We start from the raw sequence: 17052 nt of genomic DNA on the forward strand, positions 1-17052 counted from the left end.
CCCCAATGGGACCGCCCTCCTATGTTTCAGATCCGAAAAGGATTAGAAACGGAAACCGATGCCGACGACAGCGGCGTCACGGCCGCCGAAATCGTCTTCATATTCGGTGCGCTGATATTCGGCCGAGATGTAGGCGTTGTTGGTCAGAGCGAACTCCAGACCACCGCCGAAACGGACGCCTTCATAGTTGATGTTCGTGCCGAGCAGTTCGATGCGGGTGTCGGCGTAGCCAACCTTCGCGAATGCCAGGAACTGGGGGTTCACGACGTAACCCAGGCGAACCGAAGCGGCCAGATCGCGGCTGACGTCAACGCCGGTGGCGTCAACAGTCGAATCGCCAAGCGACACTTCCGGGCCGAAGGTGAAGTTCTGGCCAACCGGCAGATCGTAACCAGCGGTAACGCCGTAGCTCACGCCTTCTTCGTCACCCAGGCTGTCATAGCCAACAGTCACGCCAGCGCGGGGGCCGGTGAAGGGAGCAGCGTCCTGCGCGAAAGCGGGAGCCGAGAAAGCGGCAGCAGCAGCGGCTGCGAAAATCACAGTCTTCATAAAGTCCTCATGCAATAAGATGCGCGTTACTCAGGAAGTGAGCCGCGCTCTTGATATATAACAGGCATGGTATTGAAGCATTTCAGCCCCAAGCGCCGCTATGAAGTGACCCCTTTTACGCCATCCCTGCTTGCCCCGATCTTGCGTCGTGAGCTGAAGCGCATATGGTGACCTTTGATCAATGTTGCAATATCGATATGAAGATTGTTGATTGATGATGCTATTTCGCAACAGTCATCCATCGTCATCTTCCACATTCGACACGCATGCCGTCCGTGCCTGCCAGCCCCGGAAGATGATCGTCCCTATCCACGGCGAATATGGCCAGAAGATGAACCGGCCAATCATTTCGGATACGTTCTGACCAAAGGCCGACTTTTTGACGCGACTGATGCAAAAGGGTAACAGCATCCCATGGACAGCAGCCCCGCCTCCCCCAGCATGACGGCGCCGCTGGTGCTGCGCCACCGCTGGCAGGTTCGGCTGTGGCACTGGCTGAATGCCGGACTGCTCTACATTCTCTTCACCAGTGGCCTTGGCATCTTCAACGCCCATCCACGCCTCTATTGGGGCCATTATGGCGCCAATTTCGACAAGCCATGGCTGGAGCTGGAGCGCTTTGGCGGGTGGATCACCCTGCCTGCCCATTATGATCTCGCCATGTCCCGCCACTGGCACTTGGCGGCGGCTCCCCTCTTCGCCTTCGCCCTGCTCGCCTATATGCTCTGGGCGTGGCTCAGCCGTCATATCGGCCGCGACCTCGCCTTCCGCAGGGGTGAGCTGGCGCCGCGCCATGTGTGGCAGGACATCGCCGATCACGCCCGGCTGCGCTTTCCCACGGGCCAAGCCGCGATGCGCTACAATGTCCTGCAAAAGGCGAGCTATGTCCTGGTCATCTTCATCGCGCTGCCACTGCTGATCTTCACCGGCCTCACCATGTCGCCTGGCATGAATGCCGCCTGGCCGTGGCTGGTCGATCTGTTCGGCGGCAGGCAGTCGGCGCGCTCGATCCATTTCATCGCCGCTTTCCTGCTGGCGGCTTTCTTTCTGGTGCACCTCAGCATGGTGCTGCTTGCCGGTCCTGCGAACGAGTTGCGCTCCATCATCACCGGCCGCTACCGCTTGCCAGAGGCGCGGCCGTGACCCTGATCCTGAACCGCCGCACATTTTTGCTCGGCGCCGCCGCCACGCTCTCGGGATGCGATCGCTTGGCCCGCAACGAGCAAGCGCGGGAGCTGCTGTTCTCGGCGGAGAATTTTCACAAATGGGCGCAGCGCAGCCTGATGGCGCGCGGTGCACTGGCGCGGGAGTTCAGGCCCGACCAGATCTCGCCCTTCTTCCGGCCCAACGGCACTGCCAATCCGAACACGCCGGGATATCGCGCGCTGTGGCGGTCGGGCTTTGCCGACTGGCGGCTCAACATTTCGGGTTTGGTTGGCCGTCCGCTCTCGCTCTCGCTCGCCCAATTGCACAGCCTGCCCCACCGCGAACAGATCACCCGCCACGATTGCGTCGAGGGATGGAGCGCCATCGGCAAATGGCGAGGCGTGCCGCTCAGCCTCGTCCTCGACGCCGCGCGGATGAGCGACAAGGCGCGCTATCTCGTCTTCAAATGCGCGGATTTCATGGGCGACGGGCGGCCCTATTATGAAAGCATCGACATGATCGACGCCTTTCACCCCCAGACCATCCTGGCCTTCGCGCTCAATGATGAGCCGCTGCGCGTAGCCAATGGCGCGCCCTTGCGCCTGCGTGTCGAGCGGCAATTGGGCTACAAACATGCCAAATATCTGATGGAGATAGAGGCGGTCGACACGTTGTCCAGCATCGGCGGCGGCAAGGGCGGCTATTGGGAGGACCGCGCCAATTATGATTGGTATGCAGGCATTTGACGGCGACGTAATGACCTGACAGGTTGCCGCCCCATGAAACTGTTCGATCGCGTCATCAAGCGGCTGGTCACACGGGGACAGCTGACCATCATCTATCATGACGGCACGAAAGTGACCGCAGGCACCCCCGATCCGGCTTTCCCTTCGCTGGCCCTCAAATTCCGGGACGCACGTGTCCCCTTCGACATCATCAAGGACCCGCGCCTCGGCATGGCGGAAGCCTATATCGACGGCCGCGTCGCTATCGAGGGCGGCGGCATCATGGAGCTGGTCTCGCTGATCCGCGCCAACAACAGCTGGGAAAGCGGCAAGTCGATCAGCGCCAAGGGGCGGCTGAAACGCGGCATCAAGTCGATCCGCCAAACGCTCTGGCGCGCCAACCATCGCGCGCGGTCAAAGGCCAATGTCGCCCATCATTATGACCTGTCAGGCGCGCTATATGCGTTGTTCCTCGATCGCGACCGCCAGTATAGCTGCGCCTATTTCCCCGATGCGGACAATGAGGCCGGGATCAGCCTGGAGCAGGCGCAGGAGGACAAGAAGGCGCATATCGCCGCGAAGCTGCACCTGAAACGAGGCATGAAGGTGCTGGACATAGGCTGCGGCTGGGGCGGCATGGCGCTTTATCTGCACCGCACCTGCGGCGTGGACGTTACCGGCATCACCCTCTCGGAGGAACAGCTGAAGGTCGCGCGGCAACGGGCCGAGGAAGCAGGCGTCGCCGATCATGTCCGCTTCGAACTGATCGACTATCGCGATGTGGAGGGTCCGTTCGATCGCATTGTGTCGGTCGGCATGTTCGAACATGTCGGCACCGCCCATTACCGCACCTTCTTCGACAAGTGCCGGCAGTTGCTGAAGCCCGAGGGCGTGATGCTGGTGCACACGATCGGGCGCGTGGACGGGCCGGGCATCACCGACGCCTTCACCCAGAAATATATCTTTCCCGGCGGCTATATCCCGGCGTTGTCCGAAATGATCCAGGGCAGCGAGGGCACGCGGCTGATGGTGACGGACGTCGAAGTGCTGCGGCTCCATTACGGCCTCACCATCCGCCAATGGTATGCTCGGGCGATGGCACGGCGGGCGGACATCATCGCTCTCTATGACGAGCGTTTCTTCCGCCTGTGGACCTTTTATCTCGCGGGCGCGGCGACGGTGTTCGAACATGGCGGCATGGTGAATTACCAGGTCCAATATGCGCGTGATCGCCGTGCGCTGCCGATCACACGCGATTACATGACCGCGGCAGAAGACGAACTGCGCGGCAAATAGCCTCCCTTAATAATGGCTGACAGTGCCGTTCCCGGGCGGTTCAGTGAAGCTTGTGCATCCTCCCTCCCCTAGGCCCCGTCCAACGCTCTGCGTCCGGGGATGCATGTTGAGGAGAGAGGATATGAATATCTTCGTGAAGGGCGCGGCCGCGCTCGGGCTGGCGGTCACGGCCCTCGGCGCGACGGCGATGCCAGCCCAGGCGCAATATCGCGGCGGCTATTATGGCTATGGCGACCGCGAGTGGCGGGGCGACCGTGACTGGGACCGGCGCTGGGATAATCGCCGCTGGCGCGATGGCGACCGGCGCTACTGGCGGGACGGCAGGCGGCATCATTATCGCTACCGCCAACGCTGCTGGACCGAATGGCGCTATGACTATTATCGCGATCGCGACGTGCGGGTGCGCATCTGCCGCTGACGCATAACTGTCTGGCTTAGGGACAGAAACACTTCCGCAACCCGATCCCTGATTGAAGCGGGGATCAGGTTGCGGCATCCTTGGCGGCATGAGCGATCCCATGCCCGTCATTCAGAGCCTGCTGTCGGGGCTCCCCATCTTCCTGCTGCACCTTGCCTGCGCGACGCTGGCGTGGCTCGCGGCACTGGCGCTTTATATGTGGATCACGCCGCACGATGAATTCGCCCTGATTCGCGCCGGGAACGAGGCTGCGGCAATCTCGCTCGGCGGCGCGGCGATCGGCCTTGCGGTTCCGCTGGCCCTGTGCCTCGCCGGATCGGTCAACGTCTGGGACATCATCATCTGGGGCAGCGTCACGCTTGTGCTGCAACTGATCGCCTTCCGCTTCGTCGATTTCCTGCTCGGCTCCCTTTCCGCCCGGATCGAGGCGAATGAGCGATCCGCCGCCATCTTCCTGGCGATGATGAAGGTTGCGATCGCCTGCCTGACGGCCGCGGCCGTGGCGGGCTGAATATGGCGCGGCGGAGCATAGGATGCCTGCCGCTGATGCTGGGCGGCATATTGGCGCTCGCCTGGATCGGCGAGGTGACGCAGCCCACGCCCTTGCAAGTCGAAACCTTCGACCCGCGTTCCCCGCGCCGCCCAATGCCGCAATGGAGCGATGAGGCTTTCGTGATCGAAGACCGCCCGGGCGCGCCATCGGACAGCATGGGCACAGCCTTCGCTGTGGACCGCGACGGTGCCTGGCTGACGGCGGAGCATGTCACCCACGACTGCGCCCGCATCGGGCTGGAGGAAGGCGGCGTCGCGCGCGCCGTGTCCCGCGTGGTGGAAAGCCGGGAGGCGGACGCCGCCCTCGTGCGTGACGGCCTGCCCAGCGATCATGCCTTGCCCTTGTCGGGCCGGGTTCCCGCGCCTGGCTCCGTCGGCTTCCATATGGGCTTTCCCGCAGGACGCGCCGCGCTCGTCGTCTCCGAACTGATCGGCGCGGCAAGCGCCCGGCGCGGGCGGACGGAGGAAACCCAGCCAGTTCTCGCCTGGGCGGAAGTCGCTCGCCTGCCCGAAAGCGACGACACTTTGTCCGGCATCAGCGGCGGCCCCGTCTTTGCCGAAGATGGCCATGTGGTCGGCGTCAACAGCGCGGCGACCGACCGGCGGGGGCGCATCCTGACCACTGCGCCGGATGCGATGATCCGGCTGGTTCAGGCCAGCCGCGCCGTCAACGATCAACCCGTGGCCTATCCCTTCGCCGGGCTTGCCGATGCGGAAGTTCGCTTCGCCTCCTGGCTGGAGCAGGGCGTGATCCGCCGCATCTTCTGCGATGTGGACGATGCGCCCCGGTTGACGGCGGCGCAGCCGAAAGGCTAGGCGGCGCGAAACGAAGGATCTGAAACAGCCATGAGCGACACGCCTCCCGACCGCCTCTCGACCAATCCGCGCAGCCCTCATTTCGACATGGACGTGCTGCAACGGGGGATCGGCATCCGCTTCAAGGACCGCGTCCGCAACGATGTCGAGGAATATTGCATTTCCGAAGGGTGGATCCGTGTCGCCGCCGGCAAGACCAAGGACCGCCACGGCCAGCCGCTGACCATCAAGCTGTCAGGCCCGGTGGAAGCCTGGTTCGAGCGTCCAGCCGAAGGCGACGAAGAGTCGTCGCAGCCCGAGTGAACATATTGTTCGGGCTGAACCTGTCGAATGGCTAGGCCCGAACGGCATTTGTCCTTAGCGCAGCCGCGCATCCCGTTTCACATCGGCGATGATGTCCCGCAGCGATCGTCCCGACGGCATGGCGTCAGCAAACTGCACCGCCCGCATGTCGACCTCCAGCTTCGGCTCACGCGCTACCTTGCGCAAGGACCGGCCCAGGCTCGCAAGACGCGCCGGCGCCTCTTCCCCATCCACCTTGACCGCTGCCTTCGACAGCTTCCCCATATCAGCGTCCACCTTGGCGAAGCGCACGCTGGTGCCGAGCGCCGGATCGGCCTCGAATGCGCGCAGCTGCGCCTTGTCGGGATAGATGAAGCCGAAAGTCGGGTTGGTCCGCGCACCCATCTGCCCGGTCGGACTGTGCCAGACACGGACCTGGCTCCAATCGCCCGCCTCGGACACGTCGAGCGCCAGCACATCTTCCTCGATCGCGCCGGGCACCGACCAGTTGGCGTGCCGGATCAGCACGCGCCGGTCGTCCAGCACCTTGCTCACCACTGCGACATGACCAAGCACCATCGGGCCATAGGGGCGGAAGGCCATGACGGCGCCGCGCCGAGGCACATGGCCACGCGCATAGCGGCTCTCCGCCTGATCCCACCAGGTCAGCGCGTCGCCCCGGATATTCACGCCGGACACGATCCGCGCATAGGGTACGCACTGCAAAGCCGTCGCGCCCCATAGCGGGGTCGCGGCAAGCGAAGCCAGCACCAATGCTGCTCCGCGAAGATATCGAAACATTTTTGCGACCTCAAAATATTGAGAATCGCCCCACCGCCGGTCAAACTAGCCAGCGGCGCTTAGAAAATAGTTAATGTCTTAGAAAGCAGCGCCAGCGGCGGCTGCGGCCGGGCTCACGCGGTCGGCCATGGCGATCTGGACCGGCGCGGCTTCACGGGCATGGCTGGGATAGATGAAGCCCTTGGCGGCGTTCGAGCGGAGGCCCAGGCCGCCGATCGGGCCGTACCATACGCGCACATCGGTCCAGTCATTGTTGGGCGACACGTCGATCGCGCGCACGTTGCGCTCGATGCCACCGCGATAGGACCAGTTGGCGTGGGTCAGCAGCACTTCGCGATCGCTGACCACCTTGCTCACCATGGCAACATGGCCCACGGGCATGGAGCGGCTGGCGGAAAAGGCCAGCACGGCGCCTTCGCGCGGCTCATGGCCACGGTCATAGCGGCCCTCGGCCTGTCCCCACCATGTGTTCGCGTTGCCGTAGATTTCGATGCCGGAAACCTGCCGCGCGTAGGGCGCGCACTGGAGAACGCCGGCAGCGGCAGGGGTCACGATCAAGGCGCCGAGCGCAAGCATGGCAGTCGCGATAAATGCGCGAAAAGCACCGATCATGTGTGAAACGACCCCCGACTTGTTGTGCGTTATCAACCCCGTGGCGCCCTTAGGGCAGAGCAAGGATGAATTGAGAAGCGCCGAGCGGTGAGTTGTTGTGGGGGCGCGTTATTCTGCGGAACGAAAAACACGGCCCGAAGTTACGGTTAACCGTGTCGCGGAACTCAAGTCATTGAAAAGGCTATCTTCCGTCCCCGTCATCCAGACCTGACCGCCGGTTTCCGTTAACCTGTCGAACAACGCGGCCCGCCGCGACGGGTCGAGATGAGCCGCCACCTCATCAAGCAGCAGCACGGGCGGTTGCCCCCGATGTGCCGCGACCAGGGCGGCATGCGCAAGCAGGATGGACAGCAACAGCGCCTTCTGCTCCCCCGTCGAACAGAGCGCCGCCGCCTGCCTCTTGGCCGCGTGGTTTACCGCGAGATCCTGCCGGTGCGGCCCGGACAGGGTGCGCCCAGCCGCCGCATCCCGCCGCCGCTCGCGCGCGAGCCGCTGGGCAAGCGGTGCGCCGCCCCCGTCCTCACCCTCGATCGCCAGCAATGGACGGGCGAAGGGCTCGTCAGCCTGCCCCTCCAGCTCAGCCCCGAGCCGCGCGACCAGGTCGGCGCGGGCCGCCGAAAGCTGCTCGCCATGTTCCTCCATCTGCGTTTCCAGCGCCGCCAGCCAGGATGGATCGGCACGCGGCAGGTCGGACAGCAGCCGGTTGCGCGCCCGCATCGCCGCCTCGTAGCGCGCGCTATGAATGGCATGCTCGGGATGCAGCGCGAGCGTCAGTCGGTCGAGAAAGCGCCGCCGCCCGCCGGGGCTGTCCATGAACAGCCGATCCATCGCGGGCGTCAGCCAGACGATCGCCAGATGATCGGCAAGGGCATTCGCCGAAGAGGAAACGCCGCCGATCCGTACTTGCCGCCGGTCCGGCGCTTGCGGGGAAGTGCCGGTGCCCAGCACCACCCCGTCCACCTCCGCCGCGATGCCGAAGCTGCCTGTCCCGCCCTGCCGCGCCATGTCGCGCAGCGCCGCGCCGCGCAGGCCGCGTCCAGGCGCCAGCATCGACACCGCCTCCAATATGTTGGTCTTGCCCGCGCCATTCTCCCCCGTCAGCACGATGAAGGCATGATCAGGAAGGATCAGCGCATCCGCATGGTTGCGGAAATCGCTCAAGGTCAGGCGGCCGATCATCGCCCCGCTCTAGAGCATCGCGCGTGAAAGAGGGAACCGGTTTTGCGCAAAAAGCAACGCCGCGACAAAGGCGGAGCATCAGCAGCGCTTGCGGGTCACCGCCGCCCCGTCATTGATGATGGTCAGTTCGCGGCCACTGGCTGACGGACGTAGTTCCAGCCTCTTGGTCCAACTGTCGCCCTCGCCGGTAAAAGCGGCATCGACCCGCAGCTTGCCGCCGGTGCCGGTGACGACCCCCTTCACCGTGCCGACGCTTTCGTGAAAGATCAGGCTGTCGGGCGTGACCTTCAATTCCAGCTCGGCCGACCGGTCGCCGCAGCGATCGTTGAGGCCCGTCCAATTGCCCTGCAAGGCGGCAGGGATTCCACCTGCAGGCGTCGAAGAAGCCGACTTTCCCGCTCTGTCCGGCGATGCGGCGTTGACGGGCGGCGAAGCCTCCGCCTCATTGCTCGCGGTCAGCGCTTCATCCTGTGCGGGCGTTTCGTTGCTGACATCATAGCTTGCCTGCTCGTCGACGATGTCGGTCGACATGCGGGGCGTGTCCCCGCCCTTGTCGTCACAGGCGGAAAGCAGCAGCAAAGGCATGGCGAAAAGCAGGCGCATCCGTAATGAACCGGCTGGGCGCAGATGGGTTCCGCTACGGGCTTGCCAGCCGCCCGGAGAGGGGCCATCACGTTTGGCACAGCCGCCAAAGGATGGAGTGAAGGTGATGATGAAGCGCATGATGATCGCCATGGGTCTGGCCACCAGCGTGCTTGGATCGACCGGTGCCATGGCGGCGCTGTCCGCCGGTGCCAAGGCGCCCGATTTCACCACGCGCGGCGCGCTTGCGGGAAAGACCTTCACCCTCACCTTGTCGCACCAGCTGAAGCGCGGGCCAGTCGTCCTCTATTTCTTCCCCAAGGCTTTTACTCCCGGCTGCTCGGCCGAAGCGCGCGAGTTCGCGACGCATATCGATGATTTCAAGAAGGCGGGCGCGACCGTGATCGGCATGTCGGCCGATCCGGTGGACGATCTTGTCGCCTTTTCGACCAAGGAGTGCGCCGGCAAGTTCGCCGTCGCCTCGGCCGGGCCCGACATCATCTCCGGCTATGACGTAGCGCTCAAGATGCGGCCCGGGATCACCGACCGCACCTCCTATGTCATCGCGCCCAACGGCCGGGTCGTATTCGTCCATAGCGAGATGAACTATAGCGGCCATGTGAAAAGCACGCTGGCCGCGGTGCAATCGATGAAGGCGAAATAAGGCGTCCGCCGCAGCCATCACCGTTCGGCCTGAGCTTTGTCGAAGCCTGTCTTGAGCGCCTTTCTGCTCTTCAAGAGAAAAAGAAGAGGCTTCGACAAGCTCAACCCGAACGGAAAGACTGGTCAGTGATGGTGCTTTATTCCCCGCCCTTCACATAACGCCCGAACCACTCCAGCGTAGCAGCCCAGGCTTCCTTCGCCGCCGCCTCGTTATAGCTTGGCCGATAATCGGCCATGAAGCCATGATCCGCCTGCGGATAGACCATGATCTCATCCGGCGGCGACTTGCCCGCCGCCTTTAACGCGGTTCGCATCGCTTCGACATCGGTGACGGGAATGCCCTTGTCCAACGCGCCATATTGTCCCAGCACCGGGGCTCTCAACGCCGCCGCCTGCTCGACCACGCTCAGCGGCTGCAATGCCGTCTTGTCGCTCACCAGCCTGCCATAGAAGGCGACACCCGCGTCCAGCTGCGCGCTATGTGCGGCGTAGAGCCACACGACACGACCGCCCCAGCAAAAGCCCGTAATGCCGCGCCGCGTCGCGTCGCCGCCATGCTTGCCCGCCCAGGCATAGGCCGCGTCGATATCGGACATCACCTGCGCATCGGGCGCCTTCGACACGATGCTGCCGATCAGCTGCTTGATATCGGCGATCTTGGTGGCATCGCCATGGCGCGCGAACAGATCGGGCGCGATCGCATAATAGCCTTGGCCCGCGAAGCGGCGGCACATGTCGCGAATCCATTCATGGACACCGAAAATCTCGTGCACGACGACGATGACCGGAGCGTTCTTCGCCTTTTCCGGCCGCGCCACATAGGCTGGCATGGAAAAGCCGTCACTCGCCGGGATGGACACTGTTTCCTGGGTCAATCCTTCGCCCGATGTCTGAACGGCGCTGCTCGACACCGGGCGGCAGGCGGCGGCGAAACCCGCCGCAAAAGCTCCGGTCATCAGCAGCTTGCGCCGGTCCAGCCCCGTGCTGTCGATCCAGCTGCGGTCTTCGGGCAGGCGATCCGTCACCCGCTGTGGTTCATCTTCATGGCTCATGGCGCGTCCTCTCCGCTTCCCCCGCGCCGCAGACTATCGGCTCAGCGGCCGGGCGCAAGCGGGTCAGGCAAGGAAGTCACCGCTCGCGATCCGCTCCAGCCCCGTCACATCGCGGGCAAAGACATAGGTCCATGCATCGGTCAGCCCGGCGGCGCTGCGCACCTTTATCCGTTCACGCCGGAATTCATGGGGCTGAGGAAAATGCGCCGTGCACTCCTCATGCTCATCAAGTACCGAAAGCATGGCCTCCGCATCCGGCAACCGGAACAGCTCACCTGTGACAATTCCGTCAGGTCCGGGGACAAAACCGGGATAATAATCCATCCGGTACAGCGCGCCGCTCGCAAGGGCAGCGCACTCGAAACGCGCCACGGATGCAAGCCATCGGGCCATTTCTCCGTCAAATCCGGGACGGAGAGATCCGTACACAAAGAGCAGAGCCTGGCTCATCGCCAAGAACCGCTAGCAATAAAAAAGCCGCCCTGGCAATAGCCGGGCGGCCTTTTTGAAATTCCTCAAGACGAGGAATGAATAAGAGCGATCAATCGCTCAAGCGTAAAGTACCGAGTAGAAGGTCAGCATCTGCGCACCGACCGCAACCATCAGCGCAACGCCCTGCAAAGTGTGCCGCATGTTTCGTTTCCTGCAATTTTTGTTTTGCGCCCTGTTTGGACAAGCGCGCATATGATGGAAGACGCCCTCCGCCTCAATCGCAAAGGGCGCGTTCGCAGTTGCAGCAAACGCAACGGTCGCTGTTACTTCAATGCAACAAGCATCGCCTGAGCGGCGGCGGGCGCACGAACTTTGGCCCCGCTGATGAAGAAGACGAAGACGTCTCCCTTATCCGCCATGCCTTTCGCACTTTTTTTCCAGCCCTCGATATCCGAAGGCGGATAGCCGGTGGCCTCCTCTTCTCGCGATCGCATCAGGCGAAGGTAGGAAAACCCCACATCACGGCCCTTGATCGCGGGATATTCATCATGGTCGGCAAGCACGACCGCCGCCCCCGCATCATGGGCCAGTTGCAGAAAAGCGGGATCATCGAAGCTTTCGTGCCGCACCTCCAGGGCGTGGCGCAGCGGCACGCCGCCTATGCTGTCGGGCAGCAGTTTCAGGAACCCGCCAAAATCTTCAGCGTCGAACGTCTTGGTCGGCATGAACTGCCAGAGGATCGGGCCGAGCCTGTCGCCCAGTTCGGCGATGCCCTGCCCCACGAACTTGGCGATGGATTCCCCGGCTTCCGCCAGCACGCGGCGGTTGGTGCAGAAGCGGGAAGCCTTCACCGCGAATTGGAACCCATCGGGCACCACCTTCGCCCAGTTCGCGAAGGTCGCGGGTTTTTGCGTACCATAATAGGTGGCGTTGATCTCGGTCGCGGTCAGATGCTGGCCGACATAGGCCAGTTCGTCCTTCTGGCGCAGGCCCTCGGGATAAAAGGTGCCGCGCCATGGCTCGAACGTCCATCCGCCTATGCCTACCCTGATCCGTCCCGCCGCCATGGCCGTCTCCTTCCACGCCCATCCTGACGGCTGAAGCGCATGAGGAACAGAGGAAATGTCAGGATGCGCCCTTGCGCCGCAATCCGATCAGCCACGGCTTCACACCGCGCGTCGGCCGCGCCGTTCCATCCAGCCGCTTGGCGCGAATGATCCTTACAGGCTTCACGATCATCTGCCCGCGCATTGGCCCGGACCCGCAGCAGGTCGGCATGGCAAGGATGCGGCGCACGACATCCATGCCCGCGACCACATGCCCGAACGCGGCATAGCCGATATACGTCCCGCGCGCGTCCATATTGGGGGTGGCTCCGGCCGTGATGAAGAAGTTGCCCATCGCCGAATCCGGCCGGTTCGGCCGCGCCATCGACAGGGTCGCGTCCAGATGGCGGATGCCGGTCTTGCTGGTGGGCTCATGCGGGATGGGCGGCAGCGATCTGCGCGCATCCGTATCGATTCCGCCCTGGATCAATCCCAGCTTCGCATCACTCTTGCGCCGCGCCGCGCGATAGAAGGTGACGCCATCGAACCGCCCATCATCGACATAGGCCAGGAAATTGGCCGAAGTGCGCGGCGCGCGCTTGGTATCGACGGCGACCACGATCGTGCCCACCGATGTGTCGATCGCCACGCGCGTGTAGCCGGGCGTCGGACGATTGCCAGGCAGGCCCCACGCAGCCGCCGGGGCCAGCAAGAGCAGCAGGGCAAGCGCGCGCAGTAAGGCGGGACGGGTCAACGGTTCAGCCACCGATTGGTGAGTTGGAGTGGCGGAGAGGGAGTCCGCCTCTTCATATTCCGGGAAAAAGCGGTACTTTCCTGAAAGTACCAGTTTTATAAGACTTTCTGCTATCATTGTGCCTAGTCGTTCTCGCAAATTCCTGGATGTTGCTGGAGAAAATGTTGGGCGCTATGTGGGGTCAATGTCCGGCAGCAAACCCCTTGGGAAACATTCTGAAAAGCGCCTAACCGCAGCGCACGTCCGGTCCCTGTCCCTGCCCGGTCTATATGGAGATGGCCAAGGTCTTTACCTAAAGGTTGATCCATCGGGAGCAAAGCGCTGGATGCAGCGAATCGTGGTCCAAGGTAAGCGACGCGATATAGGGTTAGGATCAGCATCCCTAATCAGCCTCGCAGAAGCCCGTGAGAGGGCTCTAGAGAACAGAAAGGCGGCGAGGGCAGGTGAAGACCCCCTAGCGGCTAAAAAGGCTCTACAGGCGGTTCCTACATTCGAGGAAGCCGCAAAGCAGGTGCACAAAGCACATCTGCCGACATGGCGGAATGCCAAACATGGCGACCAGTGGTTGAATTCCCTAGAAACCTACATCTTCCCATTTATTGGCAAGAAGCGGATCAGCGCTATCACCAGCGCGGACGTACTGAATGCGGTCTCTGAGGTCTGGAACGCCAAGCCCGAGACCGCGCGACGTATAAAACAGCGCATCGGCACGGTGTTGAAGTGGGCGATCGCTAACGGCTGGCGAACGGACAACCCTGCTGATGCAATCGGCAAGGCCCTGCCCAAGCACGACCGCTCGAAGGTAGAGCACCGTAAGGCGCTTCCTTATGAAGCTGTGGCTGACGCCATCGGCAAGGTCCATTCGAGCGAAGCCAGCCAGGCAACAAAGCTTGCTTTCGAATTCCTTGTGCTGACAGCAACCCGCTCCGGCGAGACAAGAGAAGCTACATGGGCAGAAATTGACCTGGACAAAAGGGATTGGACGATCCCTGCCTCCCGGATGAAGACGAAAAAAATTCATCGTGTACCGCTTCCAGACCGCTGCATAGCCCTCCTTGAAAAAGCGAAGTCTCTTAAATCCAGCCACAGCGACCTGATTTTCCCCGGCTCAGTCCCGAAGAAGCCGCTCTCGGACATGACACTCTCTAAGCTGATGAAGGAATTGAAGATCGATGCAGTGCCCCATGGGTTCCGATCTTCATTCCGGGACTGGGCGAGCGAACAAACAAGCCACCCGCGCGAGGTCATCGAGTTCGCGCTGGCGCATGTGATCAAGGACAAGGCAGAAGCCGCCTACATGCGATCTGACCTTTATATGAAACGTCGTGTATTAATGGAAGATTGGAGCCAGTTTCTTAAACCAAAGATAGTAGATGGCATGTAATAACCAAGATAACAGATAGGCTGTTATTGTAACTTTCTTGCGTAACACCGTTGACACGCGATCGATCAATGCATAGATGCGCCTCCTCAGCGAGGTAAACTATGGAAAATCATTATCGAATCATGCGTCGTCCTGAGGTCGAGGCAAAAATTGGCTTGTCGCGGTCCACGATCTACTCTGCCATGGCGAAGGGAGAGTTCCCCAGACCTTTACGGATAGGACGCCGTGCTGTCGGCTGGCGACAATCTGATATTGATGAATGGCTGTCTAGGCGCGACCTTAGTTCAGGGTGGGGCCTGTCATGAAACAGTGTAATATCAATGCTGAGGAAGCCGAACTTCTTGCCGGATTCTGTGCCAGAGCGATAGATGCTTTGCGCTACAATGGTAGAGGTGACGAAGATCTGGATAAGAAACTGAGGGATGCGCGGGATCGGCTAGAAGTATCCGAAGATGTTTTATCCAGTATTATAAAGGAGTGCGGGAGTTTTTCTGGAAAGATGGACATCATCGAAGATGATGCAGCCGTCGCAGACATTATTTCGCGCATCATTGATGGAACGATAGAAGAGAATGAACTTCAACAGATGCGCGATGATACAGCGCAACCTATTGACGGCAACGACATCGAAGGATTTGGCGAGTTCTAAGTGTGCCGAACTGTCGATTGCAGCCCCATAGAGCGTTCTCCGGGACCTGGCGCTACCTGCCCAGGGAAAAGATGATTTCGATGCCTGGTGGGCCTCCTAGGCTCAGGACTCGTTGATCACAGCCAGAAGAGCACGGTGGCTGCGAGAGCGAGGGCGGAGAAGAAGACGGTTGGGCAGCGGTCGTAGCGGGTTGCCACACGGCGCCAGTCTTTCAGGCGACCAAACATGATCTCGATGCGGTTTCGGCGTTTGTATCGGCGCTTGTCGTATTTGACGGGAAAAGAACGGGATTTCCGGCCCGGAATGCAAGGCGTGATGCCCTTTTGTTCGAGCGCATCCCTGAACCATTCGGCGTCATAGCCCCGGTCAGCCAGCATCCACTGCGCCTTGGGTAGATCATCGAGCAGGGCTGCCGCGCCGGTGTAATCGCTGATTTGTCCTGCCGTGATGAAGAAGCTCAAAGGGCGGCCGTTGGCATCGGTGACGGCGTGAAGCTTGGTATTCATGCCGCCCTTGGTCCGCCCGATCAGGCGGCCGAGGCCCCCTTTTTTACCCCAAGGCTGGAAGCCGTGCGGTGGGCCTTGAGATAGGTAGCATCGATCATGACGGTCTGGGGATCGGCTCTCTGGGCAGACAGCCCCTCCATCATCCGGCCAAACACGCCCATCTCGCCCCACCGTTTCCAGCGGTTGTAGAGCGTCTTGTGCGGACCGTATTCCCTGGGCGCATCACGCCAGCGCAGCCCGTTGCGGTTGACGAAGATGATCCCGCTCAGCACGCGCCGGTCATCGACCCGGGGCTTGCCGTGGCTCTTGGGAAAATAGGGCGAAAGACGCGCCATCTGCTCGTCCGTCAGCCAATACAGGTCGCTCATGCTCAGTCTCCTCGCGGAGCCTGAATCACATCGCCCTCAGCCAATCAATGGGTCCTGAGCCTAGACTTCCTCAGTTGCAGATCGCCCGTTGGTCATTAAACTTGGGCCACACCAACGCTGTCCTGCTTTGCACCGTGGCGCAGTTGATTTCGTTATCCTCTTCATTCCGGCAGATAGCAGCTACCCTATTATGGGTGGTTCCTGCCTGCTCGCATTGCAGCGTGCGCGAGGAACGTGCGACGAGCGCCGCCGACTAAGCTAAGGTCAACCGCGCCAATAAGGATGCCATTATGGAATATAAAAATATAGCCTGATCACCATAAGTTAGCTAACCGCGCACAAATCACAGGGCAAATCAGTTCGCGTACATATAGGGGAGCAGATGAAACGCAATTTGAAACGGCTAAAGTGGGCCCTTGGGCTTGGCTTAGTTGGGCTTGGCTGCATTGCTGCCGTTACCAAATACGTTTCCGCCCATGAGGATTACGAGCAATTTTTGGCGAATCTAAACGACTTAGAAGGCGTCAAAATAGGGGATAGCCAGGACGAGCTTCTCTATTCTCTCGGCAAGCCATATTTGGTTCGAAATGCAGACTATGACCCCAAAAAACCAGATGCTGAGGATTCCAAAATTCACCTGCCCGGCGTTGACATACCGGTAGGGAAGTCGGTCAATGACTATTCCATTTGGGAGTGGAACGGGAACGGCGCCACCGTCACTGCACGATTTGATCCTAAAACAAAAAAGGTCAACCGACTGAACTGCACTGCTGGTGTCGATGCCGAGGCTACGCAATTGGTTTGCACAACCGTCAGCTTGGTAAGCCTTGGCCGCGATAACAATTTAATGGGGCCGTTCTATCGCAGGTCTGAAAACTATATCGTAGATCATCTCGGGAAGCCAGACAGGGAACAGTTCAGCACTGTCGGGGAGATAAACCGTAAAATATTGACGTATGACGAACTTGGCCTTGATTTCGTTTTAATTGGTCGTCAGGCCGTCAACATCTACAAATACGAATCCAATCCCACCTTTATGTGGTGGATGCTGCACGGACCGAAGCTGCCTGTGCTATAGCGTAGCACACCTCAACCGCAGCAAAGATTTCTCTACATAAGCGGTTGCGTGCTCAGGCGCAGTTGCGGCGGATGGGTTCTCTTTTTCCATGCCGATCCGAACATCATCGAACCAGCATGGAAACGAAATGTTGAATGATTGTACTACCCGCTTTTCACCCTC

General features: G+C 61.2%; 22 protein-coding genes. 12 read left to right on the top strand and 10 right to left on the bottom strand.

What is annotated here, in order from left to right; translation table 11 throughout:
- Nucleotides 1-42 precede the first annotated feature (42 nt).
- On the bottom strand, nucleotides 43-549 hold the full coding sequence (locus tag ACYU8T_RS10100; protein WP_461159336.1) for an outer membrane protein: 507 nt from the start codon (nucleotides 547-549) through the stop codon (nucleotides 43-45).
- A 414-nt stretch (nucleotides 550-963) separates the two neighbouring features.
- On the opposite strand from ACYU8T_RS10100, the gene ACYU8T_RS10105 reads away from it, so the two are divergent.
- The 7 genes from ACYU8T_RS10105 (at nucleotide 964) to ACYU8T_RS10135 (ending at nucleotide 5805) form a co-directional block, all read left to right on the top strand.
- Nucleotides 964-1692, top strand: coding sequence for a cytochrome b/b6 domain-containing protein (locus ACYU8T_RS10105; RefSeq protein ID WP_461159337.1), 729 nt, complete (start codon nucleotides 964-966; stop codon nucleotides 1690-1692).
- Complete coding sequence (locus tag ACYU8T_RS10110) at nucleotides 1689-2441, top strand: molybdopterin-dependent oxidoreductase (RefSeq protein ID WP_443018572.1); 753 nt, start codon at nucleotides 1689-1691, stop codon at nucleotides 2439-2441. The genes ACYU8T_RS10105 and ACYU8T_RS10110 overlap by 4 nt, the downstream gene beginning before the upstream one ends.
- 33 nt (nucleotides 2442-2474) lie before the next feature.
- A complete protein-coding gene (locus ACYU8T_RS10115; protein WP_461159338.1) occupies nucleotides 2475-3716 on the top strand; it encodes a class I SAM-dependent methyltransferase in 1242 nt (413 codons plus the stop codon).
- A 121-nt stretch (nucleotides 3717-3837) separates the two neighbouring features.
- Nucleotides 3838-4134 (top strand): hypothetical protein, encoded by a 297-nt coding sequence (locus ACYU8T_RS10120; RefSeq protein WP_097092417.1) that lies wholly within the window; start codon nucleotides 3838-3840, stop codon nucleotides 4132-4134.
- 88 nt (nucleotides 4135-4222) lie between these two features.
- Nucleotides 4223-4645 carry a DUF350 domain-containing protein gene (locus ACYU8T_RS10125; RefSeq protein WP_201515683.1) on the top strand — a complete coding sequence of 141 codons (423 nt, stop codon included), beginning with the start codon at nucleotides 4223-4225 and terminating at the stop codon, nucleotides 4643-4645.
- Nucleotides 4646-4647: 2 nt separating this feature from the next.
- Nucleotides 4648-5502 carry a S1 family peptidase gene (locus tag ACYU8T_RS10130; RefSeq protein ID WP_201515684.1) on the top strand — a complete coding sequence of 285 codons (855 nt, stop codon included), beginning with the start codon at nucleotides 4648-4650 and terminating at the stop codon, nucleotides 5500-5502.
- 30 nt (nucleotides 5503-5532) lie between these two features.
- Complete coding sequence (locus ACYU8T_RS10135; protein WP_461159339.1) at nucleotides 5533-5805, top strand: DUF3297 family protein; 273 nt, start codon at nucleotides 5533-5535, stop codon at nucleotides 5803-5805.
- 54 nt (nucleotides 5806-5859) lie between these two features.
- On the opposite strand, the gene ACYU8T_RS10140 is transcribed toward ACYU8T_RS10135, so the two are convergent.
- From ACYU8T_RS10140 to ACYU8T_RS10155, 4 genes are all read right to left on the bottom strand, one after another.
- Nucleotides 5860-6585 carry a CHAP domain-containing protein gene (locus ACYU8T_RS10140; RefSeq protein WP_461159340.1) on the bottom strand — a complete coding sequence of 242 codons (726 nt, stop codon included), beginning with the start codon at nucleotides 6583-6585 and terminating at the stop codon, nucleotides 5860-5862.
- Between the two features lie 78 nt (nucleotides 6586-6663).
- On the bottom strand, nucleotides 6664-7197 hold the full coding sequence (locus tag ACYU8T_RS10145; protein WP_201515687.1) for a CHAP domain-containing protein: 534 nt from the start codon (nucleotides 7195-7197) through the stop codon (nucleotides 6664-6666).
- A gap of 108 nt (nucleotides 7198-7305) precedes the next feature.
- Nucleotides 7306-8376: a DNA replication/repair protein RecF gene (gene recF / locus ACYU8T_RS10150; RefSeq protein ID WP_461159341.1), complete on the bottom strand. Its 1071-nt coding sequence runs from the start codon at nucleotides 8374-8376 to the stop codon at nucleotides 7306-7308.
- A 78-nt stretch (nucleotides 8377-8454) separates the two neighbouring features.
- Nucleotides 8455-9111: a hypothetical protein gene (locus ACYU8T_RS10155; protein WP_461159342.1), complete on the bottom strand. Its 657-nt coding sequence runs from the start codon at nucleotides 9109-9111 to the stop codon at nucleotides 8455-8457.
- Between ACYU8T_RS10155 and ACYU8T_RS10160 the strand changes: the two genes are divergently transcribed.
- Nucleotides 9089-9622, top strand: coding sequence for a peroxiredoxin (locus ACYU8T_RS10160; protein WP_461159343.1), 534 nt, complete (start codon nucleotides 9089-9091; stop codon nucleotides 9620-9622). The two genes, ACYU8T_RS10155 and ACYU8T_RS10160, sit on opposite strands and share 23 nt — an antisense overlap.
- Before the next feature lie 136 nt (nucleotides 9623-9758).
- On the opposite strand, the gene ACYU8T_RS10165 is transcribed toward ACYU8T_RS10160, so the two are convergent.
- The 4 genes from ACYU8T_RS10165 to ACYU8T_RS10180 all read right to left on the bottom strand — a co-directional run bounded on the left by ACYU8T_RS10165 (nucleotide 9759) and on the right by ACYU8T_RS10180 (nucleotide 13022).
- A complete protein-coding gene (locus ACYU8T_RS10165; protein WP_461159344.1) occupies nucleotides 9759-10673 on the bottom strand; it encodes a dienelactone hydrolase family protein in 915 nt (304 codons plus the stop codon).
- Nucleotides 10674-10736: 63 nt separating this feature from the next.
- A complete protein-coding gene (locus ACYU8T_RS10170) occupies nucleotides 10737-11123 on the bottom strand; it encodes a gamma-glutamylcyclotransferase family protein (protein WP_461159345.1) in 387 nt (128 codons plus the stop codon).
- Nucleotides 11124-11428: 305 nt separating this feature from the next.
- Nucleotides 11429-12172 (bottom strand): DUF72 domain-containing protein, encoded by a 744-nt coding sequence (locus ACYU8T_RS10175; RefSeq protein WP_097092427.1) that lies wholly within the window; start codon nucleotides 12170-12172, stop codon nucleotides 11429-11431.
- Nucleotides 12173-12230: 58 nt separating this feature from the next.
- Nucleotides 12231-13022 (bottom strand): peptidylprolyl isomerase, encoded by a 792-nt coding sequence (locus ACYU8T_RS10180; RefSeq protein ID WP_461159346.1) that lies wholly within the window; start codon nucleotides 13020-13022, stop codon nucleotides 12231-12233.
- A 67-nt stretch (nucleotides 13023-13089) separates the two neighbouring features.
- Between ACYU8T_RS10180 and ACYU8T_RS10185 the strand changes: the two genes are divergently transcribed.
- The 3 genes from ACYU8T_RS10185 (at nucleotide 13090) to ACYU8T_RS10195 (ending at nucleotide 14938) form a co-directional block, all read left to right on the top strand.
- On the top strand, nucleotides 13090-14289 hold the full coding sequence (locus tag ACYU8T_RS10185) for a tyrosine-type recombinase/integrase (protein WP_461159347.1): 1200 nt from the start codon (nucleotides 13090-13092) through the stop codon (nucleotides 14287-14289).
- Between the two features lie 122 nt (nucleotides 14290-14411).
- A complete protein-coding gene (locus ACYU8T_RS10190) occupies nucleotides 14412-14594 on the top strand; it encodes a helix-turn-helix transcriptional regulator (protein WP_461159788.1) in 183 nt (60 codons plus the stop codon).
- Complete coding sequence (locus ACYU8T_RS10195; protein WP_461159348.1) at nucleotides 14591-14938, top strand: hypothetical protein; 348 nt, start codon at nucleotides 14591-14593, stop codon at nucleotides 14936-14938. Before ACYU8T_RS10190 ends, ACYU8T_RS10195 begins: the two co-directional genes overlap by 4 nt.
- Before the next feature lie 116 nt (nucleotides 14939-15054).
- Here the strand turns inward: ACYU8T_RS10195 and ACYU8T_RS10200 are convergent.
- A protein-coding gene (locus ACYU8T_RS10200) for an IS5 family transposase (RefSeq protein WP_461159136.1) occupies nucleotides 15055-15812 on the bottom strand; the annotation gives its coding sequence in 2 pieces (ribosomal slippage) (nucleotides 15055-15491 and nucleotides 15491-15812; 759 coding nt in all).
- Nucleotides 15813-16194: 382 nt separating this feature from the next.
- Between ACYU8T_RS10200 and ACYU8T_RS10205 the strand changes: the two genes are divergently transcribed.
- On the top strand, nucleotides 16195-16890 hold the full coding sequence (locus ACYU8T_RS10205; protein WP_461159349.1) for a hypothetical protein: 696 nt from the start codon (nucleotides 16195-16197) through the stop codon (nucleotides 16888-16890).
- The last annotated feature ends 162 nt before the right edge of the window (nucleotides 16891-17052 follow it).

The sequence above is a fragment of the Sphingobium sp. TomMM35A genome, assembly GCF_054771735.1.